This is a genomic window from Naasia sp. SYSU D00057 (assembly GCF_017916505.1).
In the GTDB taxonomy this organism is placed as follows: domain Bacteria; phylum Actinomycetota; class Actinomycetes; order Actinomycetales; family Microbacteriaceae; genus Naasia.
In genome coordinates, this window is the sequence record NZ_JAFMSZ010000003.1 from 163,530 (window position 1) to 181,052 (window position 17,523).

Here is a 17,523-nt window from a genome sequence, read left to right on the forward strand (position 1 = left end):
TCACCGTTCGGATCGGAGCGATCATGAAGGGCAAGTTGGTATTCCTCGCGGGGACCACGCTCGGCTACGTGCTGGGCGCTCGCGCCGGCCGCAAGCGCTACGAGCAGATCCGCTCCGGCGCCGAGAAGTTCTGGAACAGCCAGGCCGTGCAGAAGCGCGTCGACCAGGTGCAGAGCTTCGTCGACGACCGGGCTCCCGAGATCCAGTCGAAGTTCTCGGGCGGGGCGAAGAAGGTCGTCGACCAGGTCTCCAAGCGCGCCGGCGGGCGCGGCCCGCAGAAGGGCGACGGCGCGACCTCCGACTCGAGCGGGTCGGTCTCGGGCACCCCGTCCACCTCGGTCTCGAGCGCACCGTCCACCACCGTCTCGTCCGGCACCTCCGAGTCCCCGGCATCCGGCCCGTCGCCGGACGGCGTGTGACCGCCGGAGCAGTCCCCGTTCCGCCCCGCGACGAGGGGCGCAAGAAGTCGCTGATCCAGCTCATCGGCGACCTCCCGGGCCTCGTCGGGCAGCTGATCCGGGACGAGATCGAGCAGATCAAGAAAGAGCTCACCGAGAAGCTCACCAAGCTCGGCGTGGGCGCCGGCCTCTTCGCGGGGGCCGCGTTCTTCGGCTTCTTCGGGTTCGCCGTGCTCGTGACCACGGCGATCCTCGCGCTCGCCCTCGTGCTGCCGGCGTGGCTGGCAGCCCTCATCGTGGCCGTGCTGCTCCTGCTCGTGACGGGTGCGCTCGCGTTCCTCGGACTGCGTCAGGTGAAGAAGGGCGTTCCGCCCGTGCCCGAGGGATCCATCCAGAGCGTGAAGGAAGACGTGCGCGCCTTCAAGGGAATGGGGAAGTATGACCGCTGACGACTCGAACCTGAGCCACAAGGAGCGGCAGCTGGGGGAGATCCGGTCGGACATCGAGTCGACGCGGGAGAAGCTCGCCCAGACTCTCGACGCGATCGAGGACAAGCTCAACGTGCCGAAGCAGGCGCAGGCCGTGCTCGGCCGCGGTCGCGATGTGCTCGACCGGACCCTGAAGGACAACCCGGTCGCGGTGTACGCCGCGGCGGGCGGGGTCGCCCTCGTCACCGCGGGCCTCGTGGTCTGGAGGATCGTGCGCCGCTGAGCGCCGCTCACTTTGGTCCCCTCAGACGACGGGTGGACAATGGAACCCATGACGTCCACCGCTTTTGCGCTGTGGGCCGTGCTCCGACGCAATCCCTCACAGCCGGGCCCCAGCGGCTCGGTGAGGGAGGTCGAGAACCTCGTCGCCGAGCTCTCCGCTGAGGGTGTCACGGTGCGCGGCTTCTACGATGTGTCCTCCCTCCGTGCCGACGCCGACGTGATGGTGTGGCTCGTCGGGAACGCCGCCGAGGACCTGCAGATGGCCCTCCGCCAGCTCCGCCGCACGGCGCTCTTCGCAACCCTGCTGCCCACCTGGAACGCCCTCGGCGTTCACCGCGAGGCCGAGTTCAACACCGCCCACACCCCGGGCTTCCTCCGCGGCGAGCGGGCCCGGCAATGGCTCACCGTGTACCCCTTCGTGCGCTCGTACGACTGGTACGTGCTGCCGGAGGACGAGCGGAAGCGGATGCTCGCGGAGCACGGCCGGAAGGGCGCGGCCTACAAGTCGGTCGTCGCCAACACGGTCGCCGCGTTCGCACTCGGCGACTACGAATGGATCCTGCCCATGGAGTCCGACGTGCTCGTCGACCTCGTCGACATGATGCGCGAGCTGCGCGCCACCGACGCACGCATGCACGTGCGCGAGGAGGTCCCGTTCTTCACGGGCCGCCTCATCTCGGTGGAGGAGCTGGCCGAGGTGCTCTCGTGAGCGACCAGGCCACCGGCCGGGTGCTCGCCGCCACCGAGGCCGCCGCCGGCGGACCCGAGCACGTCGAGGTCCCCGTCGACTACGACGCGATCCTGCTCGCCAGCTTCGGCGGCCCCGAAGGCCAGGACGACGTCATCCCGTTCCTCCGCAACGTGACCCGCGGCCGGGGCATCCCGGACGAGCGGCTCGAGGAGGTGGCGCACCACTACCGCGCGTTCGGCGGGGTGAGCCCCATCAACGACCAGAACCGCGAGCTGAAGGCCGCGATCGAGGCCGAGCTGGAGCGCCGCGGCATCGACCTGCCCGTGCTCTGGGGCAACCGCAACTGGGATCCCTACCTCCGCGACACCCTTCGCGAGGCGGCGGACGCGGGCCACCGCAAGCTGCTCGCCATCGCGACGAGCGCCTACAGCTCCTACTCGAGCTGCCGCCAGTACCGCGAGGACATCGCGCTCGCGCTCGACGAGACCGGCCTCGCCGGCACGCTGGAGGTCGACAAGGTCCGCCAGTTCTTCGACCACCCCGGCTTCGTCGAGCCCTTCATCGAGGGCGTCCGCGATGGCATCGCCCAGCTCGAGGAGGCGCTGCCGGGCATCGACGTGGCGACCGAGGCGCACGTCCTGTTCGCCACCCACTCCATCCCGACCGAGGACGCCCGGCGCTCCGGACCCACCGAGCGCGGCTTCGGAGAGGGCGGCGCCTACGCGGCGCAGCACCTCGCCGTGGCCGAGGTCGTCATGGCCGAGTCGGGTCGGGGGCTGCCCTGGGACCTCGTCTACCAGTCGCGCAGCGGCCCGCCGAGCCAGCCCTGGCTGGAGCCGGACATCAACGACCGCATCGAGGAGCTGGCCGAGGCCGGCGTCCGCGCCGTGGTGATCGTCCCGCTCGGCTTCGTGAGCGACCACATGGAGGTCAAGTGGGACCTCGACACCGAGGCGCTCGAGACGGCGGGCGAGCACGGGGTGCTCGCGGTGCGCGTGCCGACGCCCGGTGTGCACGCACGCTACGTGTCCGGCCTCGTCGACCTGGTGCTCGAGCGACGGGACGGCGTCCCGGCAGCCGAGCGTCCCGCGCTGACGGCACTCGGTCCCTGGTACGACGTCTGCCGTCCCGGCTGCTGCGAGAACGTGCGGCTCGGCTTCAAGCCGGCCATCTCCGGGCTGGCTCCGTGACGATCCGGGTCGGAACCCGGGGGAGTGCGCTCGCCCTCGCCCAGGCAGGAGCGGTCGCCGACGCCCTCGCGGCACAGGCGGGCACCGACGTGGAGCTCGTGCCGCTCGTCAGCGAGGGCGACGTGCGCACGGAGTCGCTGTCGCTGCTCGGCGGCCGCGGCGTCTTCGCCGGCACCCTCCGCACCGCCCTCGCCGAGGGCCGCTGCGACCTCGTCGTGCACTCCCTGAAGGACCTGCCCACCGCACCGGCGGAGGGACTGACGCTCGTCGCCGTCCCCGCCCGCGAGGACGCGCGCGACGTCGTCTGCACGCGGGGCGGTGCCGGCCTCGCCGACCTCCCCGCGGGCGCGCGCATCGGCACCGGCTCCCCTCGCCGCATCGCCCAGGTCCGCGCGGCTCGGCCCGACCTCGAGGTCGTCGACCTCCGCGGCAACGTCGATACCCGCCTCGGCCAGGTCGAGAGCGGCCGGCTCGACGCCGTGATCCTCGCCGCCGCCGGCCTCGGCCGCCTCGGCCGCACCGCCGCCATCAGCGAGACGCTGCCGCTCGAGGAGTGGCCGACCGCTCCCGGTCAGGGCGCCCTCGCGCTCGAGGTGCGCACCGGCGACGCCGTCGGCACCGAGCTCGCGGCGGCCGCCCGGGCCCTGGCCGACCTCGACGCCGAGAGCGCCATCGCCGCCGAGCGCGAGGTCCTCCGCGGCCTCGGCGCGGGCTGCACCGCCCCCGTCGCCGCCTCGACCAGCATCCGGTCGGGCGTGCTCACCCTCTGGGCCGCCGTCTACCGTCCCGACGGCAGCGAGAGCCTCCGCGGATCGGTCGAGTCGCGCATCGACGCCGGCGAGTCGCCTGTCGACGCCGGACGCCGCCTGGTGGAGCAGCTCCTCGCCGCGGGTGCCGCCTCCCTCGCACCGCTCGGAGCCGGAGCATGAACGGGCGCAAGCCGTTGAGCGGCTGGCGCGTCCTCGTGCCCCGTGGCGGACCATGGGGCCATGGCGTCGCCGCCGACCTCCGCGTTCAGGGCGCGTCGCCCATCGTCGCGCCGATGATCAACTTCGCGTCCACGGCCGACGCCCCCGCCCTCGACCAGGCCCTCGCGCGGCTCGCGGACGGCGGCTTCGACTGGATGAGCGTGACGAGCGCGACCACCGTCGACGTGCTCTCCTCGCACCGCGCGCGCGTGCCCGCACGCACCCGCATCGCCGCGGTCGGCGAGACCACGTCCGCCGCGCTCGTCGCCGCCGGCTACCGCGTCGACTTCGTGCCGACCGGCGACAACTCGGCAAGTGGACTGCTGCGCGAGTGGACCGACGTGACCCAGGCGTCGACGCCCCAGCGCATCCTCGCCCTGCGCTCCGACATCGCGAAGCCGGTCCTCACCGACGGCCTCCGCGCGCTCGGGCACGAGGTCGAGTCGGTCGTCGCCTACCGCACCGTCGGCGTGCCGGTCGACGAGGCCATCCGCAACGACGTGTCGGAGGGGCGCGTGGACGCGATCCTCGTCACCTCCGGCAGCGTCGCCGAGCAGGTCCAGCTGCAGCTTGGCCCCGTGCCCGAGGGCACGCTCGTGGCCTGCATCGGCCCCCGCACCGCAACGGACGCCCGCGCCGCCGGACTCCGCGTCGACCTCGTGGCGGCCGAACGGAGTGCCGAGTCCTTGATCACGTCCCTCGTCGAGGCCGCCGCGGAGCGGCAGCGATGAATCCGGTCAGGCCCCGGCGCCTCCGGGAGACCCCCGCCATGCGGCGACTGGTCGCGGAGACCCGGCTGCACCGGGCGGAGCTCGTCCTCCCGATGTTCCTGCGGGAGGGCGCCGCCGCACCGATCCCGATCTCCTCGATGCCGGGCGTGATGCAGCACTCCGAGGACAGCTTCCGGGCCGCCCTCGTCGGGGCTGCGGAGGCCGGCATCGGCGGCGTCATGCTGTTCGGAGTCCCCGAGCGCCGCGACGCCGAGGGCAGCGGCGCGACCGATCCGGACGGCGTCCTCAACGTCGCCACCCGCATCGCGGCCGAGGAGGTGGGCGACGCGCTCGTCGTCCAGACCGACCTGTGCCTCGACGAGTTCACCGACCACGGCCACTGCGGCGTGCTGGCGGCGGACGGCTCCGTCGACAACGATGCGACCCTCGAGCGGTACCGCGACATGGCGATCGCGCAGGCGGCCAGCGGCTCCCAGCTGCTCGGACTGTCCGGGATGATGGACCACCAGGTCGCCGCCGTCCGCGACGCCCTCGACTCCGGGGGCTACGCCGGAACGCCGATCCTCGCCTATGCCGGCAAGTACGCCTCCGCGTTCTACGGTCCCTTCCGCGAGGCCGTCGACTCCCAGCTGAAGGGCGACCGCCGCTCGTACCAGATCGACCCCGCCAACGGCCGCGCCGGGGCCCGGGAGGCTGCGCTCGACGAGGCGGAAGGCGCCGACGTGGTGATGGTGAAGCCGGCGTCGAGCTATCTCGACGTGCTGGCCGAGGTGGCGGCCGTTTCGTCCATTCCCGTCTGGGCATATCAGGTGTCCGGCGAGTACGCGATGCTCGAGGCCGCCGCCGCGAACGGCTGGATCGACCGCCGCCGCGCCGTGCTCGAGTCGATCACCGCCATCCGCCGTGCGGGTGCCGAGGCGGTGCTCACCTACTGGGCCGTCGAGGTCGCCGGCTGGCTGAAGGAGGAGCGGTGAACGCACCGGCCAACGAAGACCTGTTCGAGCGCGCGCAGCGCTCCATCCCCGGCGGCGTGAACTCGCCCGTGCGGGCGTTCGGCTCCGTCGGCGGCACCCCGCGCTTCCTGGTCCGCGCGTCCGGCGCCACGGTCACCGACAGCGAGGGCACCGAGTACGTCGACCTCGTCGCGTCGTGGGGTCCCGCGATCCTGGGGCACGCTCATCCCGAGGTGGTCGCCGCCGTGCAGGACGCGGCCGCGCGCGGCCTCTCCTTCGGCGCCTCCACGCCCTCGGAGACGGAGCTCGCCGAACTCGTCCGCGACCGGGTGCGGGCGAACGGCGTCGCGCCGATCGAGCGGCTGCGCCTCGTCTCCACGGGCACCGAGGCGACGATGACCGCCATCCGGCTGGCGCGCGGCGCGACCGGCCGGGACCTGCTCGTGAAGTTCGCCGGGCACTACCACGGCCACTCCGATGCCCTGCTCGCCGAGGCGGGCTCCGGGGTCGCGACTCTGGCGCTGCCGGGATCGGCGGGGGTCCCGGCGGCGGTCGCCGGCACGACGCTCGTCGTCCCCTACAACGACGTCGCCGCGCTCCAGGCGGTCTTCGAGCGGCACGGCGCGAACATCGCCGCCGTCATCACCGAGGCGGCCGCCGCGAATATGGGCGTCGTTCCGCCCGCGCCCGGGTTCAACGCCGCGCTGCACCGCATCGCGCACGAGCACGGCGCGCTCGTCATCTCCGACGAGGTGCTCACCGGCTTCCGGGTCGGCAGCGCCGGCTGGTGGGGTCTCGAGAACGCCGACGGCGTCGACTACACGCCCGACCTCTTCACGTTCGGCAAGGTGATCGGCGGCGGGATGCCCCTCGCCGCGCTCGGCGGACGCGCCGACGTGATGGAGCTGCTCGCCCCTCGCGGGCCCGTGTACCAGGCGGGCACCCTCTCCGGGAACCCGGTCGCGGTCGCGGCGGGTCTCACCACGCTCCGCCTCGCGGACTCAGCGGTCTACGACTCCCTGGACGCCACCGCGGCGCGCATCTCGGCCGCGACATCTGCGGCGCTCGATGCGGCGGGAGTGGCGCACAGCATCCAGCGCGCCGGGAACCTGTTCAGCATCGTGTTCGGCGACCTGCCGCTCCCCACCGACTACGCCGGGGTCAAACGGCAGGAGGGGTGGCGGTATCCGCCGTTCTTCCACGCGATGCTCGACGCGGGCGTCTCGCTGCCGCCGTCGGTCTTCGAGGCGTGGTTCGTCACCGCCGCCCACGACGAAGCGGCGATCGCCCGCATCGAGGCGGCCCTGCCGGGCGCGGCCCGCGCGGCCGCCGCGGCGACCGCGCCGGAGGACGTGAAGCCGGCGTCGCCGACTCCGCCCCCGAGCTCCGGGCGCGGCCAGTAGCGCGTCCTGGCGGCCCCCTTCCGGTGATTGAGGAGCCCGCGCAGCGGGCGTCTCGAAATCACCCGACGCGCCTTCGGACGAACCCAGGCAGGGTGGCCGGGTCCGGAGATCGGCGTGCGTGATTTCGAGACGCGGCTGCGCCGCTCCTCAATCACCGGCGGTGGGGCTGCCTTCACCCGACGCGCCGAGACGCGGCCGCGCCACTCCTCGACCGCCGGCGGTGGACCGCCGACCGGGACTACGCGGTGACGTCGACCACCACTCGGCCCGCCACCCGACCGTCGAGGACGTCGCGGGCGACCGCCACCGCCTCGCGCAGGCCGACCTCGCGCGGGGCGATCGCCCCGATGATCTGCGGCGAGATGTGCCCCGCGAGGAGATTCCAGGCCGCCTCGCGATGATCGCGGGGCGCGTCCACCGAGTTCACGCCGGCGAGTGTGACGGCGCGCAGGATGAACGGCATCACCGTCGCCGGCAGCGCAGAGCTTCCCGCCAGCCCGCACGCGGCCACGACGCCGCCGTACCGCGTCTGCGCGAGCGCGTTGGCGAGCGGGACGCCGCCGACCGAGTCGACGACCGCGGCCCAGCGCGCACTCTGCAGCGGCTTGCCGCCCGCCGCGATCTCGGCGCGATCCACCACCCCGGAGGCGCCAAGGGCCTTGAGCTCGGGTCCCCGCTCGGGCACCCGTCCGGTCGAGGCGACCACCTCGTAGCCCAGCGCGGCGAGCAGGGCCACGGCGAACGAGCCGACGCCGCCGCCCGCACCCGTGACGAGGACCTCGCCCCCGCCCGGCGCCACGCCCTGCCGCTCGAGCGTGAGCGCGGCGAGGGCCGCGGTGAAACCCGCCGTGCCGATGGCGGCGGCGTCGCGCGCGGACAGGCCGTCGGGCACCGGGAGCACCGTGTCGGCGGGCGCGAGCACCTCGCCCGCGAGCCCACCGTCCGTCCGCTCGCCGAGTCCGGCGCCGTTGACGAGCACGGGCATGCCGGCGGGGATCCCTTCCGTGCCGTCCGCGAGGACGCCGACAGCGTCGATCCCCGGCACCATCGGCAGAGCGCGGAGGACGCCCTTCCCGCCGGTGAGGGCGATCGCGTCCTTGTAGTTGACGGACGAGTGGCTCACCTGGATCCGGAGCGCGTCCCCGGGCGGCACGGCGAACGGGCCGGGAACGGTGCGGATGCGGGCCTCGGGCGGGGTGCCCTCCTCGACGACGACGGCTCGGTACGACATGGCGCTCTCCCTCCCCGCGGACAGGCCGCCCCCACACGCTAACGGCCTGAGCGCCTCACGTACCATGACCGGGTGGGGGCACTCGGGACGATCGCGGCGGTCGACGACGCGGCCCTCAGCACGGTCTGGGATCCGGCAGTCCCCGTCGACCTGCGACTCGTCCTCGCCCAGCTGGGACGCGGTCCGGGAGACCCGACGCTGCTCTGGGACCCGGCCGGTCGGCACGGTCCCGCGGGGGTCTGGCGCACCCTGCGCACCCCTGAAGGCCCTGCCACCCTGCACCTGGCACAGAGCGCGCGCGGCGCCGTGCACGCCCGCGCCTGGGGCGCCGGTGCGGAGTGGGCGATCGCGGGCGTCCCCGAATTGCTCGGCGCCGGCGACGACGCGAGCGGTTTCGACCTGTCCGCGGCCCCGGCGCTCGCCGAGGCGGCGCGACGGCTGCCGGGACTCCGCCTCGCGCGGGTCGGGCTCGTCTTCGAGATGCTCCTCGCGGCGATCCTCGAGCAGAAGGTCACCGTCAAGGAGGCGCACGCCGCCTGGCGGCAGCTCATGCGCCGGCATGGCGAGACGCCGCCCGGACCCGCCCCCGAGGGCATGAAGGTCTTCCCCGAGGCGGGCGTCTGGCGACGTATTCCGTCGTGGGAATGGCATCGTGCCGGCGTCGATCCGCGCCGGTCGCGCACGTGCGTCGAGGCCGCGAAGGTCGCCTCGTCCCTCGAGCGGACCCTCGACCTCGGCCGCGGGGGACCGCAGGTGCACTCCCGGCTGCGCAGCCTCGGGGGAGTGGGCATCTGGACGGCCGCGGAGACGAGCCAGCGCGCCCACGGCGACCCCGACGAGGTGAGCGTCGGCGACTACCACCTGCACGACATCGTCGGCTGGGCCCTCGCGGGCAAGCCCGTCGACGACGACGGCATGCTCGAGCTGCTGGAGCCGTGGCGCGGGCACCGCCAGCGGGTGGTGCGGATCATCCTCGCGAGCGGGTTCCGCAAGCCGCGCTTCGGCCCGAAGATGACGATCCAGGACCACCGGAGCCACTGACCGCCGGGAGCGAGCCGCGGTGCGCCGCCGTCATGGCCCGTAGGCGAAGACCCCGTCCGGATCCCAGGCGGTGCGCGTCGACGCGAGCCGGTCGAAGGCATGGCTCGGCCAGGCGCTCGCGAACTGCTGGGTCGACGCCACGTGCCCGAGGAAGTTGATGTTCGTCTCGCTCGCGATCCAGGGCAGGATCCCCGATACGACGTAGTCGGACTTCTGCGGCATCGCGATCGCGAACAGCTCGGGGACCGGCACCCCGATCATCACGAGCGTGAACGGCGCCTGCCGGCCGCCGACCGCGGTGCCGCCGTGCTGCTCCTCGGCTGCGGCGCCGCCGATGTGCCGGATCTCGATCGCGATGAAGGGCACATCCGAGCCGGCACCGGCCCGCGCGAGGAACGCGGTCACGAAGTCCTGGTCGATGTCCTTCAGCTGCATGCCGCGATCCCAGGCGGGCCCGGGCTGGTCGGCGTCGTTGTGGATCGAGCCGATCGCGGAGGTCGGCATCTCCCCGACCAGGTCGAGGAACGCGGGCGCCGCATCCCGGATCGGCGCGAGCAGGCGCTCGCCCTCGGCGTCGTCGCCGACGAACGCGAAGCGCAGGTGCAGCACGAACTTGCCGCGGAGCGCCTCCGGCACCTCCTCGATGGGCGGGAAGCGCACGAGCGCGACGGACGAGGTGACGGTGTCCGGCACGGTGTGCACCCAGTCCACCCAGGCGCGCATCGCGTCCTCGATGTGGGCGGTGTCGAAGAAGAGCCCGCCGCCGTAGACGTGCGTGAGAGGAACGAGCTCGAGGTCCATCTCCACGACGACGCCGAGCCCGCCCTTGCCGCCGCGGAGCGCCCAGAACAGGTCGGGGTTCTCCTCGGCGGTCGCCCGGACGACCCGTCCGTCGGCGGTGACGACGGTGAAGCCGCGCGCCCAGTCGGCGGTGAACCCGTAGGTGCGGGAGAGGGGGCCGAGACCGCCGCCCAGGGTGTAGCCGATGGCGCCGACGCTGATGGAGGAGCCGGTGATGGGCGCGAGCCCGTACCGCGCGCCCGCCTCGACGACCTCGCCCCAGCGGGTGCCCGCGTCGATGGTGGCGATCCGGCTGGCGGGGTCGATGCTGACGCCCGTCATCCGGCCCGTCGTGATGAGGACGCCGCTCGTGATGGGCGCGAAGGCGCCGTGTCCGGTGGCCTGCACGAAGACGGGGACGCCGTGCTCGCCCGCGAAGCGGACCGCCATGACGACGTCGTCCACGGTGCCGGCGCCGACGACCACGTCGGGGTCGTGCACGATCGCGGTGTTGTAGCAGGCGGCCTCGTCGTCGAGTCCCTCGTCGCCGCGGACGTAGACGACGCCGGACACGCTCTCGCGCAGGTCGGCGACCGCGTCCAGGGTGATGGGCGTCGCCATATCGTGAGACTACCGTTCCCGCAAGTGGCGCGTCCCCCATCCTGGGGTGTTTCCGGCCCCGCCCCGCGGCGGAACGCCGCCTCGGTCGCGCCCGCCTATCCTTCGAAGCATGGTGCAGGTCTCCGAGGAGCGCACGGTCGCGCTCGTCCGATCCTGGCTCGCGCGCAGCGCCGACGCCCCGACCGATGCGGCGGCTGCGCGGCTCGCCGGCGTGCTGCGGGATCCCAAGGGGCTGCCGTTCACGGTCGGCTTCATCGACGGAGTGGTGCGCCCCGAGGATCTCCGCGTCGCCGCCCGCAACCTGTGGCGGCTGCGGCGGGTGCTCCCGCGGTTCCTGCCGCTGTACCAGCGGGCGGCGATCCTCGCCGGCGGGCTCGCGGGGCTGATCCTGCCGTGGCCGGTGGTGCCGATCGCGCGCGAGGTGCTGCGGCGGATGGTCGGCCACCTCGTGCTCGACGCCACGCCCCGCCGGCTCGGCCGCTCGATCGCGCGGCTGCGCTCCCGCGGCGCGCGCCTCAACCTCAACCTGCTCGGCGAGGCGGTGCTCGGGGAGGACGAGGCGAAGCGCCGGCTCGCGGGCACCCGCAAGCTGCTCGCGCGCGACGACGTCGACTACGTCTCCGTCAAGGTGTCGGCGATCGCCGGGCAGCTCACCATGTGGGGGTTCGACGAGACGGTCGACCGGGTGGTGGACCGTCTCCTGCCGCTGTACCGCTTCGCCGCCTCGTCGCCGAGCCGCAAGTTCATCAACCTCGACATGGAGGAGTACCGCGACCTCGACCTGACGCTCGCGGTCTTCATGCGCCTCCTCGACCTCCCCGAGCTGCGGGGCCTGGAGGCCGGGATCGTGCTGCAGGCTTACCTGCCGGACGCGCTCGACGCCATGCAGCGCCTCAACGGCTGGGCCCGGGAGCGGCGCGGGAAGGGCGGCGCCGCGATCAAGGTCCGCGTCGTCAAGGGCGCGAACCTCGCCATGGAGCGCGTCGACGCGGCGGTGCACGACTGGCCGCTCGCCACCCTGCCGAGCAAGCAGGAGACGGACACGAACTACAAGCGGGTGCTCGACTGGGCGATGACCCCCGAGCGCACCGACGCCGTCCGCCTCGGAGTCGCCGGCCACAATCTCTTCGACCTCGCGTACGCGTGGCTGCTCGCCCAGGACCGCGGCGTGACCGACCGGGTGGACGTCGAGATGCTGCTCGGCATGGCGACGGGGCAGGCGGCGGCGATCAGCGAGGACGTGGGCGGCCTGCTGCTCTACACGCCGGTCGTGGCGCCCCGCGAGTTCGACGTCGCGATCTCCTACCTGGTGCGGCGGCTCGAGGAGAACGCGAGCGACGAGAACTTCATGTCCGCCGTCTTCGACCTCGCCTCGGACGAGGGCGTCTTCCAGCGTGAGCGCGAGCGGTTCGCGCGGTCCCTGGCCGCGCTGAGGGAGCCGAGGGAGCTGCGCCCGAACCGGCGCCAGGACCGGCGCACCGAGCAATACGCCCCGCGGGCCGGAGCTCCGTTCGAGAACGAGCCGGACACCGACCCGTCGCTCCCCGCCAACCGCGAGTGGGGGCGCGCCATCCTCGCGCGGGCGAAGGACACGCGGCTGGGCGTCGAGACCCTGCGGGAGGGGCGGATCGAGACCGAGGCCGAGCTCGACCGGCTCCTCGCGGGCGTCGCCCGCGCCGGCGCCGAGTGGGGGGCACGGTCCGGAGCCGAGCGGGCGGCCGTGCTCGAACGCGCCGCCGCGGCGCTCGCCGCCGCCCGGGCCGAGCTGCTCGAGATCGCTGCGTTCGAGACGGGCAAGACGCTCGCGGAGGGTGACCCCGAGGTGAGCGAGGCCATCGACTTCGCCGCCTACTACGCGGAGCGCGCGCGCGAGCTCGACGAGATCCCCGGCGCCGACTTCGTTCCCGCGGCCGTCACCCTCGTGGCTCCGCCCTGGAACTTCCCCGCCTCCATCCCGGCCGGATCGGTGCTCGCCGCGCTCGCCGCGGGCAGCGGCGTCGTCTTCAAGCCGGCCCCGCAGGCCCGGCGCGTCGGGGCCGTCCTCGCCGAGGCGCTGCGGCGGGCCGGGTTCCCGCGCGACCTGCTCGCCTTCGCCGACGTCGACGAGGAGACCCTCGGCCGCCGGTTGATCGAGGATCCCCGCGTGGACCGCGTCGTGCTGACCGGCTCGTGGGAGACCGCGGCGCTGTTCCGCTCCTGGCGCCCGGACCTGCCGCTGCTCGCCGAGACGAGCGGCAAGAACTCGATCATCGTCACGCCGAGCGCCGACCTCGACCTGGCCGCGGCGGACGTGGTGAAGTCCGCCTTCGGCCACGCCGGCCAGAAGTGCTCGGCCGCCAGCCTCGTGATCCTCGTCGGGTCCGCGGCGAAGTCCGGGCGGTTCCTCTCGCAGCTCGCCGACGCCACCCGGTCGCTCACCGTCGGACCCGCCGAGGACCCCGCGACCCAGATGGGGCCCGTCATCGAGCCGCCCTCCGGCAAGCTGCTCGACGCCCTCACCACGCTCGGCGACGGCGAGGAGTGGCTCGTCCAGCCCGAACGGCGAGGCGCACGCCTCTGGACCCCCGGCATCCGGACCGGCGTGCAGCCCGGTTCGCCGTTCCACCTCACCGAGTACTTCGGGCCGGTGCTCGGCGTGATGACCGCCGCGAGCCTGGACGAGGCGATCGAGCTGCAGAACGCGGTCCCCTTCGGGCTGACGGCCGGGCTGCATTCGCTCGACCCGGACGAGGTCACGGCCTGGGCGGAGCGGGTGCAGGCGGGCAACCTCTACGTGAACCGCGGCATCACGGGCGCGATCGTGCGGCGGCAGCCGTTCGGCGGCTGGAAGCGCTCGTCCGTCGGCGGCGGAGCGAAGGCCGGCGGCCCCAACTACCTGTACGGGCTCGGCACGCTGCGGCCCCAGGAGGTCGCGCCGGGCGGCGGCCTGAAGCTCGCCGGGCTGTCGAAGCGCGTCGGGCGCCTGCTCGACGCCGCGACGGGCGACCTGTCCTACGAGGGGTTCGAGTTCGTCCGCACCGCCGCCCGGCACGACGAGGACGCGTGGCAGGCCGAGTTCGGAGTCGTCCGCGACGCCACCGGCCTCGGCGTCGAGCGGAACCTGTTCCGCTACCGGCCCGCCGACATCACGCTGCGGCTGCCCGAGGGCGCGCCGGTCGCGTCCCTCGTCCGCCTCGCCGTCGCCGCGGCGCGAACGCGTGCCGAGACCGAGGTGAGCACGGCCTGGCCGCTGTCCGAGCGGCTGCGCAACGGCCTGCTCGGCATCGGCATCGAGGTGCGGGACGAGACCGACGACCAGTTCGCGGCACGCGTCCGGGAGGGGCTCGGCACGTCGCGCCTGCGGATGGCCGGCGGTGAGCCCGGCGCGATCGCCCGCCTCCTCGGCGGCGACCCGGACCTCACGGTCTACGACGGCCCCGTCACCACGGCGGGACGCGTCGAGCTGCTCGCGTTCCTCCGCGAGCAGGCGGTGTCGATCACCGCCCACCGGTTCGGGGCGCTGGGCGCGCTCGACGGGGTGCTGCCCGAGACGGCGGCCCGCTGAGCTCGCACCTCGACCACCGGGGTCGAAGCGAGCTCCTCGATCAGCGCTGGAGGGCGGCCCTCACCAGGTCGAGGGCCTCGTCGGCGCCGAGACCGAGGGAGCGGACGCGGTCGGCGTAGGCGATCGCCGCCTCCTGGGCCTGGCGCTGCACCGGATCCTCGGAGGCCGACGAGACGAGCGTGCCGTTGCGGCCGTTCGTCTCGAGCAGGCCGTCCTGCTCCAGGTCGCGATACACCTTGGCGACCGTGCCCGGCGCGATGCCCAGCTGATTCGCGAGACCGCGCACGGTCGGCAGCTTCGCGGCGGGCGGCAGGGCTCCCGAGCGGATGCGGTCGATGAGCTGGCGTCGCAGCTGCTCGCCGGCGGGGGTGCGGTCGCGGGGATCGATCCGGAGGTCCACGGTCAGTCCGTCCTGCGCTGGATGAGGCGCGACAGCACGATCGCGCTCCGGGTGTGGTCGACGTTCGGCGCGATCCGCACCCGCTCCAGTGCCAGCTCGAGACTCGGGATGTCCCGGCTGCGCATGAGCAGGACCGCATCGGCGCTGCCCGTCACAGTACCGGCATAGATGACCTCGGGCACCCCCGACAGGATGCGCTTCAGCTCGGCGGGGGCGACGGTGCCGCGGCAGAAGATCTCGACGTACGCCTCGGTCGACGAGCCCTCGATGTCGGGATCGACCTGGATCGTGAAGGAGCGGATGACGCCGTCCGCCACGAGGCGGTCGACTCGCCGCTTCACCGCGGACGCCGAGAGGCCGACCACGCTGCCGATGTCGCCGTAGCCGGAGCGGGCGTTGAGGCGGAGCAGGTCGATGATCCGGTGGTCGATGTTGTCCACAAGGCGAGTGTACGAAACGACGTTGCGTGAAAGAGAGCAGAACGGCGGATTCGTGCGTTCGCGCCGACTAATCGTCGCGGTGAGCCCGGCACACTGATGACCGGCGTCCCGACCCGGGGCCTCGAATGAGGCGACCTCGTCCGCCCCCGTCCAGGAGGAGAACGATGACCCTGACCGCACCCGATCCCACCGTCGAAGGCGCCGCGCGCGTCGCCGTGCCGCGCACCTGGCTGATGTGCCGGCCCGAGCACTTCACCGTGGAGTACCGCATCAACCCGTGGATGCATCCCGAGCACCCGACCGACACGTCCCGCGCGCTCGCGCAGTGGCAGCGCCTGCACGACCTCTACGTCGAGCTCGGCCATGACGTCCGGCTGATCGATCCGGAGCCCGGCCTGCCCGACATGGTCTACGCCGCGAACGGCGGGTTCACGATCGACGGCATCGCCTACGCGCCCCGGTTCGCGCACCCGGAGCGGGCCGGTGAGGCGCCCGCATACTCGCGATGGTTCGCCGACAACGGGTTCCGCCTCGTCGAGGCTGCCGAGACGAACGAGGGGGAGGGCGACTTCCTGCTCGTCGGCGACACGATCCTCGCCGGCACCGGCTTCCGCAGCTCCAACAGCAGCCACGAGGAGGTCGGCCGGGTCTTCGACCGCGAGGTCGTGAGCCTCGAGCTCGTCGACCCGCGGTTCTACCACCTCGACACCGCGCTCGCCGTGCTCGACCCGGTGACCCCGGCCGTCGGCGCGCCCAATATCGCGTACCTGCCGGGCGCGTTCGACGACCGCAGCCGCGCGGAGCTCGAGCGGCGCTATCCGGACGCCGTGCTCGTCAGCGACGAGGACGCCGTCTGGCTCGGCCTCAACTGCATCAGCGACGGCTACAACGTCGTCATCGCCGAGCGCGCCACCGGCTTCGAGGCCTCGCTGCGGGAGCGCGGCTACAACCCGATCGGCGTCGACCTGTCCGAGCTGCTCCTCGGGGGAGGTGGGGTCAAGTGCTGCACGCTGGAGCTCCGCTACTGAACGGGAACGGCCCAGGCCCCGCCGGGAACGCTGCGCTCGCCGGAGACGCAGCGCTCGTCAGGAACGCGGCGCTCGCCAGGAACTACGCGCCCCTGCCCGTGACACTGGCGTCCGGGCAGGGCGCGTGGGTGACGGGCGTCGAGGGCCGGCGCTATCTCGACTTCCTCGCCGCCTACTCCGCCGTCAACTTCGGGCACTCGCATCCGCGTCTCGTCGCCGCGGCGAAGGAGCAGCTGGAGCGCATCACGCTGACGAGCCGTGCCTTCGACAACGACCGGCTCGGTCCGTTCGCCACCGCGCTCGCGGCCCTCGCCCGCAAGGACCTGGTGCTGCCCATGAACACCGGCGCCGAGGCGGTCGAGTCGGCCATCAAGGTGGTGCGCGCTTGGGGGTATCGGCGGAAGGGCGTGCCTGCCGGGCAGGCCACGATCCTCGTCGCGTCCGGCAACTTCCACGGCCGCACGACCACGATCGTCAGCTTCAGCGACGACGCGAGCGCGCGCGACGACTTCGGTCCGTACACGCCGGGCTTCCGCATCGTGCCCTACGGCGACGTGGCCGCCCTGAGGGATGCCCTGGACGACACCACGGTCGCCATCCTGCTCGAGCCCATCCAGGGCGAGGCGGGCGTGATCGTCCCGCCCGCCGACTACCTGCCTGCTGTGCGGGCGCTCTGCGACGAGCGGAACGTGCTCTTCGTTGCCGACGAGATCCAGTCCGGGCTCGGCCGCACCGGAAGCACCTTCGCGTGCGACCTCGTGGGTGTCGTGCCCGACCTCTACCTGCTCGGCAAGGCGCTCGGCGGCGGCATCGTGCCGGTGTCCGCCGTGGTCGGCGACGAGGACGTGCTCGGCGTGCTGCGTCCCGGCGAGCACGGGTCGACGTTCGGCGGCAACCCGCTCGCCGCGGCCGTCGGCCTCGAGGTGGTCCGGATGCTCGAGTCCGGCGAGTACCAGGAGCGGGCGCGCGAGCTCGGCGAGCACCTGCACGGGCGGCTGCACGCCCTCGTCGGGTCCGGCGTCACCGCCGTCCGGGGCGCGGGACTGTGGGCCGGCATCGACATCGACCCGTCCGTCGGCACGGGCCGCCAGGTGTGCCTCGCCCTGCTGGAGCGCGGAGTCCTCGCGAAGGACACTCACGGCTCGACGGTTCGCATGGCGCCGCCCCTCGTGGTGGAGCGCGACGAGATCGACTTCGCCGTCGACGCGCTGGAGGCGGTCCTCCGCACCTGACCCCGAATCGGAAACGGGCCGATCCGCAGAACCGGCCCTCCTCGCCGCCATCGAGGAGGGCCGCCGGGATGACGCCGCTGCCTGATGACCGCGCACATCACCGGCTATTACCGTGAAGCGGCGGCGGAATAAAGCCCTCCCCTCCAGCCGCGTGCTTCTCCG

The 17,523-nt window shown here is 73.4% G+C and carries 17 protein-coding genes; 13 read left to right on the forward strand and 4 right to left on the reverse strand.

The window, feature by feature from the left end:
- Positions 1–23 precede the first annotated feature (23 nt).
- Genes J3P36_RS11285 through hemL form a run of 9 tightly spaced genes read left to right on the forward strand, consistent with a single transcriptional unit; the run spans position 24 to position 7,044 of the window.
- Positions 24–419, forward strand: coding sequence for a YtxH domain-containing protein (locus tag J3P36_RS11285; RefSeq protein ID WP_210508143.1), 396 nt, complete (start codon positions 24–26; stop codon positions 417–419).
- Entirely contained in the window at positions 416–847 is a 432-nt protein-coding gene (locus J3P36_RS11290) for a phage holin family protein (protein WP_210508145.1), read from the forward strand. Before J3P36_RS11285 ends, J3P36_RS11290 begins: the two co-directional genes overlap by 4 nt.
- Positions 837–1,109 (forward strand): DUF3618 domain-containing protein, encoded by a 273-nt coding sequence (locus tag J3P36_RS11295; RefSeq protein ID WP_246854630.1) that lies wholly within the window; start codon positions 837–839, stop codon positions 1,107–1,109. The genes J3P36_RS11290 and J3P36_RS11295 overlap by 11 nt, the downstream gene beginning before the upstream one ends.
- 39 nt (positions 1,110–1,148) lie before the next feature.
- The gene (gene hemQ / locus J3P36_RS11300) at positions 1,149–1,817 is read left to right on the forward strand and encodes a hydrogen peroxide-dependent heme synthase (RefSeq protein WP_210508147.1); all 669 of its coding nucleotides are present in this window, start codon (positions 1,149–1,151) and stop codon (positions 1,815–1,817) included.
- Positions 1,814–2,989: a ferrochelatase gene (locus J3P36_RS11305; RefSeq protein ID WP_374100719.1), complete on the forward strand. Its 1,176-nt coding sequence runs from the start codon at positions 1,814–1,816 to the stop codon at positions 2,987–2,989. Before hemQ ends, J3P36_RS11305 begins: the two co-directional genes overlap by 4 nt.
- Positions 2,986–3,918: a hydroxymethylbilane synthase gene (gene hemC / locus J3P36_RS11310; RefSeq protein WP_307807062.1), complete on the forward strand. Its 933-nt coding sequence runs from the start codon at positions 2,986–2,988 to the stop codon at positions 3,916–3,918. Before J3P36_RS11305 ends, hemC begins: the two co-directional genes overlap by 4 nt.
- Positions 3,915–4,688 (forward strand): uroporphyrinogen-III synthase, encoded by a 774-nt coding sequence (locus J3P36_RS11315; protein ID WP_210508149.1) that lies wholly within the window; start codon positions 3,915–3,917, stop codon positions 4,686–4,688. Before hemC ends, J3P36_RS11315 begins: the two co-directional genes overlap by 4 nt.
- A 38-nt stretch (positions 4,689–4,726) precedes the next feature.
- Positions 4,727–5,662, forward strand: a complete 936-nt coding sequence (gene hemB / locus J3P36_RS11320) for a porphobilinogen synthase (RefSeq protein WP_246854631.1) — start codon at positions 4,727–4,729, stop codon at positions 5,660–5,662.
- Complete coding sequence (gene hemL, locus J3P36_RS11325) at positions 5,659–7,044, forward strand: glutamate-1-semialdehyde 2,1-aminomutase (protein ID WP_210508151.1); 1,386 nt, start codon at positions 5,659–5,661, stop codon at positions 7,042–7,044. Before hemB ends, hemL begins: the two co-directional genes overlap by 4 nt.
- A 238-nt stretch (positions 7,045–7,282) precedes the next feature.
- Here the strand turns inward: hemL and J3P36_RS11330 are convergent, their stop codons facing one another.
- Positions 7,283–8,275: an acryloyl-CoA reductase gene (locus tag J3P36_RS11330; RefSeq protein WP_210508156.1), complete on the reverse strand. Its 993-nt coding sequence runs from the start codon at positions 8,273–8,275 to the stop codon at positions 7,283–7,285.
- A 72-nt stretch (positions 8,276–8,347) separates the two neighbouring features.
- On the opposite strand from J3P36_RS11330, the gene J3P36_RS11335 reads away from it, so the two are divergent.
- Positions 8,348–9,316 carry a DNA-3-methyladenine glycosylase 2 family protein gene (locus J3P36_RS11335; RefSeq protein ID WP_307807063.1) on the forward strand — a complete coding sequence of 323 codons (969 nt, stop codon included), beginning with the start codon at positions 8,348–8,350 and terminating at the stop codon, positions 9,314–9,316.
- Positions 9,317–9,346: 30 nt separating this feature from the next.
- Here J3P36_RS11335 and J3P36_RS11340 read toward each other — a convergent pair whose 3' ends face one another.
- Positions 9,347–10,717 (reverse strand): FAD-binding oxidoreductase, encoded by a 1,371-nt coding sequence (locus J3P36_RS11340; RefSeq protein ID WP_210508158.1) that lies wholly within the window; start codon positions 10,715–10,717, stop codon positions 9,347–9,349.
- A gap of 109 nt (positions 10,718–10,826) precedes the next feature.
- Between J3P36_RS11340 and J3P36_RS11345 the strand changes: the two genes are divergently transcribed.
- A complete protein-coding gene (locus J3P36_RS11345) occupies positions 10,827–14,261 on the forward strand; it encodes a proline dehydrogenase family protein (protein ID WP_210508167.1) in 3,435 nt (1,144 codons plus the stop codon).
- A 40-nt stretch (positions 14,262–14,301) separates the two neighbouring features.
- Here J3P36_RS11345 and J3P36_RS11350 read toward each other — a convergent pair whose 3' ends face one another.
- The gene (locus J3P36_RS11350; protein WP_307807064.1) at positions 14,302–14,661 is read right to left on the reverse strand and encodes a GntR family transcriptional regulator; all 360 of its coding nucleotides are present in this window, start codon (positions 14,659–14,661) and stop codon (positions 14,302–14,304) included.
- A 2-nt stretch (positions 14,662–14,663) separates the two neighbouring features.
- Positions 14,664–15,101 carry an Lrp/AsnC family transcriptional regulator gene (locus tag J3P36_RS16815; protein ID WP_210508169.1) on the reverse strand — a complete coding sequence of 146 codons (438 nt, stop codon included), beginning with the start codon at positions 15,099–15,101 and terminating at the stop codon, positions 14,664–14,666.
- Between the two features lie 164 nt (positions 15,102–15,265).
- On the opposite strand from J3P36_RS16815, the gene ddaH reads away from it, so the two are divergent.
- Positions 15,266–16,129: a dimethylargininase gene (ddaH, locus tag J3P36_RS11360; protein WP_210508171.1), complete on the forward strand. Its 864-nt coding sequence runs from the start codon at positions 15,266–15,268 to the stop codon at positions 16,127–16,129.
- On the forward strand, positions 16,126–17,361 hold the full coding sequence (rocD, locus tag J3P36_RS11365; RefSeq protein WP_210508587.1) for an ornithine--oxo-acid transaminase: 1,236 nt from the start codon (positions 16,126–16,128) through the stop codon (positions 17,359–17,361). Before ddaH ends, rocD begins: the two co-directional genes overlap by 4 nt.
- Positions 17,362–17,523: the final 162 nt, after the last annotated feature.

Bases quoted from the DNA above. Each gene is read 5' to 3' on its own strand.
- J3P36_RS11330 (WP_210508156.1), bottom strand. From the start codon at position 8,275: ATGTCGTACCGAGCCGTCGTCGTCGAGGAGGGCACCCCGCCCGAGGCC.
- J3P36_RS11340 (WP_210508158.1), bottom strand. From the start codon at position 10,717: ATGGCGACGCCCATCACCCTGGACGCGGTCGCCGACCTGCGCGAGAGC.
- hemB (WP_246854631.1), top strand. From the start codon at position 4,727: ATGCGGCGACTGGTCGCGGAGACCCGGCTGCACCGGGCGGAGCTCGTC.
- hemQ (WP_210508147.1), top strand. From the start codon at position 1,149: ATGGAACCCATGACGTCCACCGCTTTTGCGCTGTGGGCCGTGCTCCGA.
- J3P36_RS11315 (WP_210508149.1), top strand. From the start codon at position 3,915: ATGAACGGGCGCAAGCCGTTGAGCGGCTGGCGCGTCCTCGTGCCCCGT.
- J3P36_RS11345 (WP_210508167.1), top strand. From the start codon at position 10,827: ATGGTGCAGGTCTCCGAGGAGCGCACGGTCGCGCTCGTCCGATCCTGG.
- ddaH (WP_210508171.1), top strand. From the start codon at position 15,266: ATGACCCTGACCGCACCCGATCCCACCGTCGAAGGCGCCGCGCGCGTC.
- J3P36_RS11285 (WP_210508143.1), top strand. From the start codon at position 24: ATGAAGGGCAAGTTGGTATTCCTCGCGGGGACCACGCTCGGCTACGTG.
- J3P36_RS11295 (WP_246854630.1), top strand. From the start codon at position 837: ATGACCGCTGACGACTCGAACCTGAGCCACAAGGAGCGGCAGCTGGGG.